12 protein-coding genes are annotated in these 11,365 nt (G+C 39.9%); all 12 read left to right on the top strand.

Annotation, left to right across the window (positions count from 1 at the left end; all coding sequences use genetic code 11):
- Positions 1 to 564: 564 nt before the first annotated feature.
- A complete protein-coding gene (locus ABRT01_RS10965) occupies positions 565 to 873 on the top strand; it encodes a hypothetical protein (protein ID WP_269409247.1) in 309 nt (102 codons plus the stop codon).
- A 322-nt stretch (positions 874 to 1,195) separates the two neighbouring features.
- Positions 1,196 to 2,140 carry a tyrosine recombinase XerC gene (gene xerC / locus ABRT01_RS10960; RefSeq protein ID WP_269409246.1) on the top strand — a complete coding sequence of 315 codons (945 nt, stop codon included), beginning with the start codon at positions 1,196 to 1,198 and terminating at the stop codon, positions 2,138 to 2,140.
- Positions 2,130 to 2,675, top strand: a complete 546-nt coding sequence (gene hslV, locus ABRT01_RS10955) for an ATP-dependent protease subunit HslV (protein WP_269409245.1) — start codon at positions 2,130 to 2,132, stop codon at positions 2,673 to 2,675. Before xerC ends, hslV begins: the two co-directional genes overlap by 11 nt.
- Positions 2,676 to 2,690: 15 nt before the next feature.
- On the top strand, positions 2,691 to 4,085 hold the full coding sequence (gene hslU, locus ABRT01_RS10950) for an ATP-dependent protease ATPase subunit HslU (protein WP_367747137.1): 1,395 nt from the start codon (positions 2,691 to 2,693) through the stop codon (positions 4,083 to 4,085).
- 26 nt (positions 4,086 to 4,111) lie between these two features.
- Positions 4,112 to 4,891 carry a GTP-sensing pleiotropic transcriptional regulator CodY gene (gene codY / locus ABRT01_RS10945; RefSeq protein ID WP_269409243.1) on the top strand — a complete coding sequence of 260 codons (780 nt, stop codon included), beginning with the start codon at positions 4,112 to 4,114 and terminating at the stop codon, positions 4,889 to 4,891.
- A 513-nt stretch (positions 4,892 to 5,404) separates the two neighbouring features.
- Positions 5,405 to 5,734 carry a DUF6115 domain-containing protein gene (locus ABRT01_RS10935; RefSeq protein ID WP_367747134.1) on the top strand — a complete coding sequence of 110 codons (330 nt, stop codon included), beginning with the start codon at positions 5,405 to 5,407 and terminating at the stop codon, positions 5,732 to 5,734.
- A gap of 219 nt (positions 5,735 to 5,953) precedes the next feature.
- Positions 5,954 to 6,715 carry a 30S ribosomal protein S2 gene (rpsB, locus tag ABRT01_RS10930; protein WP_269409241.1) on the top strand — a complete coding sequence of 254 codons (762 nt, stop codon included), beginning with the start codon at positions 5,954 to 5,956 and terminating at the stop codon, positions 6,713 to 6,715.
- A 100-nt stretch (positions 6,716 to 6,815) separates the two neighbouring features.
- Positions 6,816 to 7,700 (top strand): translation elongation factor Ts, encoded by an 885-nt coding sequence (tsf, locus tag ABRT01_RS10925; protein WP_367747131.1) that lies wholly within the window; start codon positions 6,816 to 6,818, stop codon positions 7,698 to 7,700.
- Between the two features lie 320 nt (positions 7,701 to 8,020).
- Positions 8,021 to 8,743, top strand: coding sequence for a UMP kinase (gene pyrH, locus ABRT01_RS10920; RefSeq protein WP_269409239.1), 723 nt, complete (start codon positions 8,021 to 8,023; stop codon positions 8,741 to 8,743).
- A gap of 3 nt (positions 8,744 to 8,746) precedes the next feature.
- Complete coding sequence (gene frr / locus ABRT01_RS10915) at positions 8,747 to 9,304, top strand: ribosome recycling factor (RefSeq protein WP_269409238.1); 558 nt, start codon at positions 8,747 to 8,749, stop codon at positions 9,302 to 9,304.
- A gap of 345 nt (positions 9,305 to 9,649) precedes the next feature.
- Positions 9,650 to 10,417, top strand: coding sequence for an undecaprenyl pyrophosphate synthase (locus tag ABRT01_RS10910; RefSeq protein WP_269409237.1), 768 nt, complete (start codon positions 9,650 to 9,652; stop codon positions 10,415 to 10,417).
- Between the two features lie 14 nt (positions 10,418 to 10,431).
- Positions 10,432 to 11,217, top strand: a complete 786-nt coding sequence (locus tag ABRT01_RS10905) for a phosphatidate cytidylyltransferase (RefSeq protein ID WP_367747128.1) — start codon at positions 10,432 to 10,434, stop codon at positions 11,215 to 11,217.
- The last annotated feature ends 148 nt before the right edge of the window (positions 11,218 to 11,365 follow it).

The following is an 11,365-nucleotide window of genomic DNA, read 5'->3' as shown; positions in this document are numbered from 1 at the left end:
GCTACCTTTAAACCCTCGTTGTTCTTTTTTAATTTTATAGAAGGAATATATGACAGAATATTCACCCGATTAAGTCGGGTAGCTAATCAAGATGATTGACTTTCAGAAATGGTTTTAATGCAACGCTAGTGAGGAAATTATAAATATTAAATGCTGTGAATAACTTTGTAATCGGATGAGCCCCGTCCGGCTCCAGCGCCTGAGCGCAAGCCCGTTTTTAGTCGGCCTTCATTTAAAGAACTCGTTGGCTTGCTTTTCCGCTCCTCATGTACCTCTTACGTACACTCCGGTGCTCAAAGCTACGCCGCCTAGAACTTCGACGCACTCAGACATGCTAGTGCCGGCGTTGCAACAGGACGTTGCGAACTTAGCCGACCTCGGTCCTTTTTATCCTCCTTTTGAACACGCACTTTTAAAATGGCAAGATAATGGCGGAAACTTTTTTGCAACTGACATGTTTACTGTTTAAAACATGTGACAATTTAGGTAACTTTTTTTAATACTCCCATATAGAAGTTTTAGCCCGGAGAAATAGGGTAACATTTTTATAAAGGGAGGCTAACCATGGAACGAAAAACATACTTTGTAACAGTTGATACGGGGGAAATCCGCGATGTTTCGCTGCCTAAAAACGGTATTGAATATGAAATATATGCTACACCAGAAGAGGTAGAAGAAATCGAAATTCTATTTACAAAAAAAGGTGAAAATGCAAATGATGCAGTTAAATTTTTGGGGAAACCATTTGATGAGTGGGGTGTCGATGCGAAACGAAATAACTATGATGCGTATCTGGTTGCCATTTATCGCAAATTATACGAACTAGGCACCGATGAAACGAAGAAAAAAATAAAAAAACTACATCTGTTTTAAAAGACAAGCTGATTACATTCAATGCTGATTTTGTGGCAAATAAGTGTAAATTTGCGTCTTTCATACTTGTTTGTTGACTATTCGATTCGTAACAGCTATAATTATCACTTGGTAAGCTAAATTACTTGACAGTACTATCAACCAGGATTATGATTCATTAGGCAGGACTAAGCTCAATTCAGAATCTTGCTGCTATTTTGTTAAATCTATTGCTTTCCAGAATGTTATATGATATGATTTATTCGCTGTTCAGAAATGATGGAATCATGGGCTTGTATGACTAACAATTTCGCGCTTTTCGTTTTTGATAGAGGGTGAAGTTTTGAATAGGTTTTCCGAAAGTAGCGAGGCATTTGTCGAGTATTTGCAAATTGAGAAAAATGCCTCGCCATATACTGTGAAGTATTATCTGAATGATCTGGAAACGTTTTTTCAATTTTTACATCGCGAAGGAATAGATAACCTGAGCGACGTCGATACTCAAATTGTACGACTTTTTCTAACCATGCTGTATGATAGCAATTTGAGCCGACGATCTGTGTCCAGAATAATATCCGGTTTGCGCACGTTTTATAAATTTTTGGATCGTGAAGAGGAAGTGGAAGATAACCCCTTTATCCATGTTTCCTTGCCAAAAGCAGCCAAACCCATTCCGGATTTTTTGTATGAAGAAGAACTGGAAAAGTTATTTGCAGTCAATGATACAACAGACCCATTGGGCCAACGCAATCAGGCACTGCTTGAGTTGCTTTATGCAACTGGAATGCGGGTTAGCGAGTGCCAGCAGTTACGAATACAAGATATCGACTTTTCTTTGGGGACTGCATTTGTCAAAGGCAAGGGTCGAAAAGAACGCTATATTCCTTTTGGGCGATTTGCCGAAATCGCGTTGGAGACGTATATCAGCGAGGGGCGAATAGTACTTCTTGACAAAGCGAAGACAAACACCGATCGCATTTTTTTAAATGCTAGAGGAGCCCCGATAACTACGCGAGGCATCCGAACTGTTCTGGATAAAATGATGAACAAAACGGCGTTAACTGTAAATATTCACCCGCATAAACTCAGGCATACTTTTGCTACACATATGCTAAACGCAGGGGCAGATCTTCGTACTGTACAGGAACTGTTAGGACATGAAAATTTATCGACGACACAGATTTATACACACGTTACCAAGGAACAGTTGCGTAACGTGTATATGAACAGCCACCCTAGAGCTTCTGAACGAAAATTAAAGTCAAGAGGTGATGATCGTGAATCATGAGATGCATGCAACAACAATATTTGCTATCATCCATAATGGCCAATGTGCGATGAGTGGTGATGGGCAAGTAACGTTAGGGAATGCGGTAGTCATGAAACATAACGCCAAAAAAGTTCGCACATTATACAAGGGTCAAGTATTGGCTGGATTTGCCGGATCTGTCGCTGATGCGTTTACATTGTATGAAAAATTCGAGGGAAAGCTGGAGACATTTGACGGAAATCTGCAGCGTGCAGCCGTGGAGTTGGCTCAGGAATGGCGGAGTGATAAGGTACTGCGCAAATTGGAAGCGATGCTGATTGTCATGGATAAGGAGAAGATGTTTTTGCTTTCAGGTACCGGAGAAGTGATAGAACCGGACGATGGGATGCTGGCAATCGGCTCAGGCGGTAATTATGCATTAAGTGCCGGTCGGGCATTACGCAAACATGCAAGTAATCTGACGGCTAAAGAAATCGCACAGTCGGCATTGGAAATTGCAGGTGAAATATGCGTTTATACGAATGATCATATCACATTGGAAGTACTTGACTAATGAGGAGGCCGCTTTATGGGAATCGATTTAACCCCTAAGCAAATTGTTGACCAGCTGAATAACTATATCATCGGACAGCGTCAGGCTAAAAAGTCGGTTGCAGTTGCACTCCGAAATCGTTATCGCCGCATGAAGCTCGATGAATCGATTAAAGACGAAATTGTACCAAAAAATATCCTGATGATTGGTCCAACAGGGGTTGGGAAAACAGAAATTGCCAGAAGACTGGCGAAACTTGTCGGGGCACCGTTTGTCAAAGTGGAAGCAACAAAGTTTACCGAAGTGGGTTATGTTGGCCGTGATGTGGAATCCATGGTTCGTGATTTGGTAGAAATGTCAGTAAGGATGGTAAAAGAAGAAAAAATGGCTGAGGTAAAGGGCAAGGCTGAGGTTGAAGCAAATAAGAAGCTTGTTCAGTTATTAATGCCCCAGGCCAAGAAACAATCAGGGGTGAAAAATCCGTTCGAGATGCTGTTTGCAGGCGGGTCAGAGGATGACGATGATGAAAAGGATACGGATAAAACCGAGGAAATACACAATAAACGCAAACGAATAGAGCATCAACTCGCTTTGGGAGAGTTGGAAGATCATATCGTAACAGTAGAGATTGAAGAACCAACACCTTCCATGTTTGATATGCTGCAAGGCTCCGGAATGGAACAAATGGGAATGAACATGCAGGATGCGCTGGGGCAGTTCATGCCAAAGAAAAAGAAGAAGCGAAAATTGCCGGTTTCAGAAGCGAGAAATGTTTTGACCATGCAGGAAGCACAGAAACTCGTAGATATGGAAGAAGCCGCACAGGAAGCAATTGAACGTGCCGAACAATCCGGTATCCTGTTTATTGATGAGATCGATAAGGTAGCAGCCAAACAGGACAATTCCGCCAATGTATCACGAGAAGGCGTACAACGTGATATTTTGCCAATTGTCGAAGGTTCTACCGTTGTGACCAAACATGGCCCCGTAAAAACCGATCATATGCTGTTTATTGCTGCAGGGGCATTTCATATGTCAAAACCGTCAGATCTGATTCCTGAACTACAAGGAAGATTCCCGATCCGGGTGGAGCTGGAGAAATTAACAGTTGAGGATTTTCAGCGTATTTTGCAAGAGCCTTCTAATGCACTTTTGAAACAATATCGTGCATTATTAAAAACAGAAGGTATAAATGTTGAATTTACTGACAATGCTGTAATTAGGATTGCCGAAATTGCTTACCAGGTAAATCAGGAAACGGATAACATTGGAGCGCGCAGATTGCATACAATTTTGGAAAAACTCCTGGAAGACCTGTCATTTGAGGCGCCGGAAGTGATGATGGAGACTGTCGAAATCACCCAGGAATATGTCGATAAAAAATTAAGTACGATTGTAAAAGATAAAGATTTAAGTCAATTTATATTGTAATACAAACAATTGAATGGAGGATTATCATGGAACTTTTAGATCGAGCAAGAAAAATCAATGCAATGTTACAGAAAGCTGGAGCAAAACCGGTAAACTTCAACGACATGTCTGCAACTTTACGGGATGTGATCAACAGTAACGTATTTATCGTAAGCAGGCGTGGTAAGTTATTAGGAATTGCAATCAACCAGGAAATTGAAAACGACCGAATGAAATCAATGTTGGAGGAACGTCAATTTCCGGAAGAGTACACGCAAGGGCTATTTGCAATTTCTGAAACAACATCAAACCTGGATATTGACAGTCAGTTCTCTGCATTCCCTGTTGAGAATAAGGACTTGTTCCAAAATGGCTTAACAACGATTGTACCGATTGTTGGCGGTGGTGATCGTCTCGGAACACTCGTTTTAAGTAGATTAAGTGATCGTTTTAACAATGACGATCTTTTGCTGGCTGAATATGGTGCCACTGTTGTCGGTATGGAAATTCTTCATGAGAAGTCTGAAGAAATTGAAACAGAGGCCAGAAGTAAGGCAGTAGTTCAGATGGCCATCAGTTCCCTTTCCTATAGTGAACTGGAAGCAATCGATCATATCTTTGAAGAACTTAATGGCAAGGAAGGTTTACTTGTAGCAAGTAAGATTGCTGACCGGGTTGGAATTACCAGATCGGTTATTGTTAATGCGCTACGTAAATTGGAAAGTGCTGGTGTAATTGAATCACGCTCATTAGGAATGAAAGGGACATATATTAAAGTCCTTAATGATAAATTCCTGGTAGAACTTGATAAGTTACGTTCAAGATAAGATATGAACTTTTGCCCAGGAAATAAAACATGAACAACATAGATTGTTCATTAAATCGAAAGACCTAGCATGTTATTTGTTAGGTCTTTTTATCGTGGATTTAACATATCTTTGTCGAAATATGTATTCAGCCTTTTAAAATAAGGATACATACCCGATAAATTAACTTTAAAATGAAAATAACGGCATGAAAATAGGCATAAAGAGATAGGGAACTTGAGTTTTTAAATATTTTTCAGGATATTTTGTCAAAAACGGATCGAAACATCATACATCATATAACCATAATCATAACAATGTTGATATGGAGAAAGAAATGACGAAACTTGCGAAAAATCAACTCTATTATCAAGGGTTGCCAGATCTTATCAATAATAAAAGAGAGGGTTGATTTAATGAGTGCAACCAGATCATACGAAGCATTAGTTTTATATTACATCTCGTTACCCTAATTGCATCTATCAACTCGTAAAACAGATGAAATCCTCACACCAAAACAATACAGAGGACGTAATGGAACTTTTGGAAACTTATTTACAGGAAATCAAACAGGAAAACCGTATGTTAGAGGATAGATTTGCCAATACTGGTACAACAGAGCCTGCCGCTGAAAAGAAAACGAAACAGAAAACAAAGACAAATCAGGAGAAGGATAATATCCTGTTACCAGATGTGGCTCTGAAAAATATCAATGATACCTTTGAAACATCGATGCAAGCAAGAATTCTTGAACTTTACAAAAAGGGATTTTCCTATGAACATATTGCCAGTACAATTCATTGTGGAAAAACCGAGGTCGAGCTTGCCATAAAAATTCATGAAAAAACATATATTAACGCTTGATTGCTTGGGTACCATATGATATATTTATTTTTGGTGTAAGGTCATGGTTAACGACACGTAATCATGTTTTATCACACACGTTTGCTGATTTGCCAAAGTGGTGCCATAGTAGAGGTTGAATGTAAGAATTCTGAGGTTGGTTCGAACATTTCCACTTTTGCGATGGTCCTTGTGCAAAGAGGATGCAAACGGAGGAAAAAACCATAGGAGGTAATTTTAATGTCAGTAATTTCAATGAAGCAGTTACTTGAAGCTGGTGTGCATTTTGGCCATCAGACTCGCCGTTGGAACCCAAAGATGAAAAAATATATCTTTACAGAGCGTAACGGCATCTACATCATCGACTTACAAAAAACGGTGAAAAAAGTTGATGAAGCATACAAATATGTGAAAGATCTTGTTGCAGATGGCGGAACGATTCTGTTCGTCGGTACCAAAAAACAAGCACAGGATTCTGTCCGTGATGAAGCAACACGTTCAGGCATGTTCTATGTTAACCAACGCTGGTTAGGTGGTACATTAACCAACTTCCAAACAATCCGTAAACGTATCAACCGGTTAAAAGATATTGAGCGTATGGAAGAAGATGGAACGTTCGATGTACTTCCAAAAAAAGAAGTAGTTGGACTGTTGAAAGAAAAAGACCGTCTGGTGAAATTCCTTGGCGGTATTAAGGAAATGAACAAGCTTCCAGATGCAATGTTTGTTATTGACCCTCGTAAAGAACGAATTGCTATTGCTGAAGCGCACAAATTGAACATTCCGATCATCGGGATTGTTGATACGAACTGTGATCCGGATGAAATTGATCATGTCATTCCGGCAAATGATGATGCAATCCGCGCAGTTAAACTGCTAACGTCAAAAATGGCTGACGCTGTCCTTGAAGTAAAACAAGGAGAAGAAGTTGAAGAAATCGGCGAAGTGGAAGCAGAAGAAAACGTAAAAGTAGAAGAAACTGCAGACACAATCGAGGAATAATTTTTTAAAAAGGACAGGTGATAAGAGGATAAGCCTTTTATCACCTTTTTTAGAGAATAGGAAATATTTCAGGAAGATAACGTTATAAGGAGGATGTAACATGGCAATTTCTGCAAAAATGGTTAAAGAACTTCGTGAAAAAACGGGTGCAGGTATGATGGATTGTAAAAAAGCACTCCAGGAAACTGATGGTGACATCGATAAAGCAATCGACTATTTACGTGAAAAAGGGATTTCCAAAGCTGCCAAAAAAGCTGACCGTATTGCTGCTGAAGGCTCGACATACATCGCAATGGATGGAAATACAGCAGCTCTATTGGAAGTGAACTGTGAAACAGACTTTGTAACAAAAAACGACCAGTTTAAACAGCTGCTAGCTGAACTTGGAAAACATATTGTTGAAGCAAAACCGGCAGCTGTTGAGGAAGCATTACAACAAAAGTTACATGGCGAAGGTGACACAGTGGAAACTTACATTAACTCGGCCATTGCAAAAATTGGTGAAAAAATTTCTTTGCGCCGTTTTACACTGCTGGAAAAAACAGATAACGATGTGTTTGGCGCTTACCTTCATATGGGCGGACGCATTGGTGTGTTAACCCTGTTGGAAGGTACAAACGATGAAACAGTGGCAAAAGGTATTGCCATGCATGCTGCTGCTGTCAGCCCTCGTTATGTTTCCCGTGATGATGTCGCAAAAGCAGATGTCGATCACGAACGAGAAGTATTGAAATCACAAGCATTAAACGAAGGAAAACCAGAAAAAATTGTAGAAAAAATGGTAGAAGGTCGTTTAGGAAAGTTCTTCCAGGAAATTTGCTTGCTGGAACAAGATTTTGTTAAAGATCCAGACCAAAAAGTGGGAAAATATGTTGCCGATAAAGGTGCAACCGTTAAAACTTTTGTTCGTTATGAAGTTGGCGAAGGAATGGAAAAACGGGAAGAAAACTTTGCTGAAGAAGTTATGAGCCAAATCAAAAAATAACCAATGGGCTAGTGCAATTGGTTTTAAAAGGGGACACAGCTGTTGTTCCCTTTCTCATAACTTTAAGTGTGTGTTCAAAAAGGAGGATAAAAAGGACCGAGAAGTTCTAGGCGGCGTAGCTTTGAGCACCGGAGTGTACATAAAAGGTACATGAGGAGCGGAAAAACAAGCCAACGAGTTCTTCAAACGAAGGCCGACTAAAAACGGGCTTGCGCTCAGGCGTCGGCATACCCCTTTTGCAGGGACATGTCATTTTTACCGGACTTTTTGAACATCCTCTTTAAAGCAAATCCGGCAAACTAATTTCTATGGAGGTTACTATGACAACAGCACGTTACCGTCGAGTAGTATTAAAATTAAGCGGTGAAGCATTAAGTGGCAAACAAGGCTATGGTATTGAACCGGCAGTAATCCAATCTATAGCATCACAAGTAAAAGAAGTCGCCGAGTTAGGTGTTGAAGTCGCCGTTGTTGTTGGCGGTGGAAACATCTGGCGTGGCAAGGTTGGCAGTGAAATGGGCATGGATCGTGCAACTGCTGACTATATGGGGATGCTGGCAACGATTATGAATTCTCTTGCACTTCAAGACAGCTTAGAAAATATTGGCATACCAACTCGTGTGCAAACATCGATCGAGATGCGTCAGGTTGCTGAGCCTTATATACGGCGTAAAGCAATTCGCCATTTGGAGAAAAAACGTGTTGTGATCTTTGCTGCGGGAACCGGGAATCCTTACTTTTCAACGGATACAACAGCAGCTTTACGTGCGGCTGAGATTGAAGCAGAAGTAATTTTAATGGCAAAAAATAATGTCGATGGCGTATATACGGATGACCCAAAAGTAAATAAAGATGCCGAAAAATATGAAATTCTTTCCTATCTTGAAATGTTAAATGCCGGACTCGGAGTAATGGATTCCACTGCGTCTTCGCTATGTATGGATAACGATATACCATTAATTGTATTCTCGATAACTGAGGAAGGAAACATAAAAAGGGTTGTTCTTGGTGAAACCATTGGTACAACAATAAGGGGGAAATAAGTGATGTCAGATGATGTTCTAAAGGAAATGCGTGAGAAAATGGTCCAGGCTGTCCAGGCTTTTTCAAAAAGTTTGGCTACAGTACGTGCCGGCCGTGCCAATCCATCTTTGTTAGATAGTATTTATGTCGATTATTATGGAGCTTCAACACCGTTGAACCAATTAGCTTCCATTTCCGCACCAGAGGCTAGATTGCTGGTGATTTCACCATTTGATAAATCATCTGTTGGCGATGTGGAAAAAGCCATTCAAAAGGCTGATTTAGGTCTGTCTCCGTCCAATGATGGTCAAGTTATCCGGATTAATATCCCGGCACTTACGGAAGAACGACGCAAGGAATTGGTTAAAGTAGTTGGAAAGTATTTGGAAGATGCCCGTGTGCAGGTTCGTAACATTCGTCGTGATGCCAATGATCAATTAAAAAAAGCAGAAAAAAATGGTGATCTAACCGAAGATGAACTGCGCGCAGAACAAGATAAAGTCCAAAAGGAAACAGACAAGCATATAGCTAAATTGGATCAGCTTGCGAAAAAGAAAGAAGAAGAGATCATGGAAGTTTAAGTCAATTATTGGCTATCGATTTTTTGAACCAATAAGAAGCATTGCCCTCTTGTTTAAGGGGGTTTTTGTTTTTTGGAAGGGAATGTCTCACCTGTCCTGTTCCCCGTTTCTAAACAATACGAATCAAATTCGTGATATAATGAATGCATCGATAAAATAAACAACCATAAAGTACCATTTTGAACGTCTGCACAATCATATAATTCTTTTTTCCTTCTATTGATTATAGTTGAAGAACGTGTTCAAAAAGGGGGACAACTGTGCGATGTTTCATTTTTACCGGACTTTTTGAACATCCTCTTGAAAGGATTGTATAAGATATTCAACATACGCGGAGGACAAAAAATGTCATTGAAACTTCCTTTTTTTAAAAGTAAACAAAACGATGCAAATGAACAATATAGGACCGAACAAGAAAATATACCAAAACATGTTGCCATCATCATGGACGGAAATGGAAGATGGGCAAAAAAACGAGGGCTTCCCCGGATAGCTGGCCATAAAGAAGGGATGGATGTCGTAAAGGAAATCGTTAAAGTTGCCAGCGCATGTAAGGTAGAAATCTTAACATTATATGCATTCTCAACAGAAAACTGGAAACGCCCAAAATCAGAAGTCGACTTTTTAATGAAACTGCCAAAGGAATTTTTACATATTTATTTACCCGAGTTGATGGAAAATAACGTAAGAATTGAAACGATTGGTAATTTTGATGGACTTCCTGATCATACAAAAAAAGCTATTCAATATGCCAAAAAGAAAACGTGTAACAATAATGGATTATTATTAAATTTTGCTTTAAACTATGGTAGCAGAAATGAAATTATGCGGGCAATTAAGGACATTATGACAGATATTGACGATAAGAAGATATCGATTGATTCCCTGGACGAACAGATCTTTTCCGATTATCTATACACAAACGGTTTAACCGATCCTGATTTATTAATTCGTACAAGTGGTGAACAACGGCTGAGTAATTTTCTGCTTTGGCAAGTTGCCTATTCCGAGTTCTGGTTTACAGATGTGCTTTGGCCCGACTTCAATGAGGAAATATTTCGAAAGGCTCTCCATGACTATCAGCAGCGCAAACGACGCTATGGAGGTATATAGGTGTTGAGACGAAAATGAAACAACGAATTTTGACAGCGATAGTTGCATTAATTATATTTGTGCCCTTTGTCTTATATGGTAAACTGCCATTCACCTTTTTGGTCTATTTATTGGCTGCCATTGGTATAGCAGAACTGGTTAAGATGCGAAAAATGGAGAAAAAACTTATTCCGGCTATTCTCGCTGTTCTTTATGTTTGGGCAGTATTGGCAGACTTTATTATCGGAGAAACGGGATTAATTGGCTTGACAAAACATGCGTTGACCATAATTTTTGTTATACTATTATTAACATATATTGTATTGGTGAAGAATAAGTTTAATTTTGATGATGCTGCGTTTGTCGTACTGACAGCCATTTATGTAGGTATGGGTTTTTACTTCCTGATCGCTGCCAGAGAAAATGGTCTGGATTACATCCTTTACGTATTGTTTGTCATTTGGGCGACGGATACAGGGGCCTATTTTGTTGGCCGGGCATTGGGAAAGCATAAATTGTGGCCGAAAATCAGTCCTAACAAAACGATCGAAGGGGCTGTCGGTGGAATTGTTCTTGCCTGTATTGTCGGGATCATTTTTCAACTGGCTCATCCGTTCCCGTTTGCGATGATCGCCATGATTGGGATTACGATCCTCGTGTCTGTTTTTGGACAAATTGGTGATCTGGTTGAATCTGCCTACAAACGCCATTATGATGTAAAAGACTCGGGTAATATCCTGCCGGGTCATGGCGGAATTTTAGACAGGCTGGATAGTTTATTGTTTGTTCTGCCCATCTTGTACTTGCTCGGATTCATATAAGCATTAGATGATTTGAATTGGCGGTATGAACAGAGTAGAATAATGACAGTGAATAACTAAAAAGGCGTGTTCAAAAGGAGGATAAAAAGGATCGAGAAGTTCGAGGCGGCGTAGCTTTGAGCACCGGAGTGTACATAAAAGGTACATG

The organism is Lentibacillus sp. L22 (genome assembly GCF_040812445.1).
Classification (GTDB): Bacteria; Bacillota; Bacilli; order Bacillales; family Amphibacillaceae; genus Lentibacillus_C; species Lentibacillus_C daqui.
The sequence above is the reverse complement of the archived record's forward strand: the minus strand, read 5'-3'. Positions and strand labels throughout refer to the sequence as shown.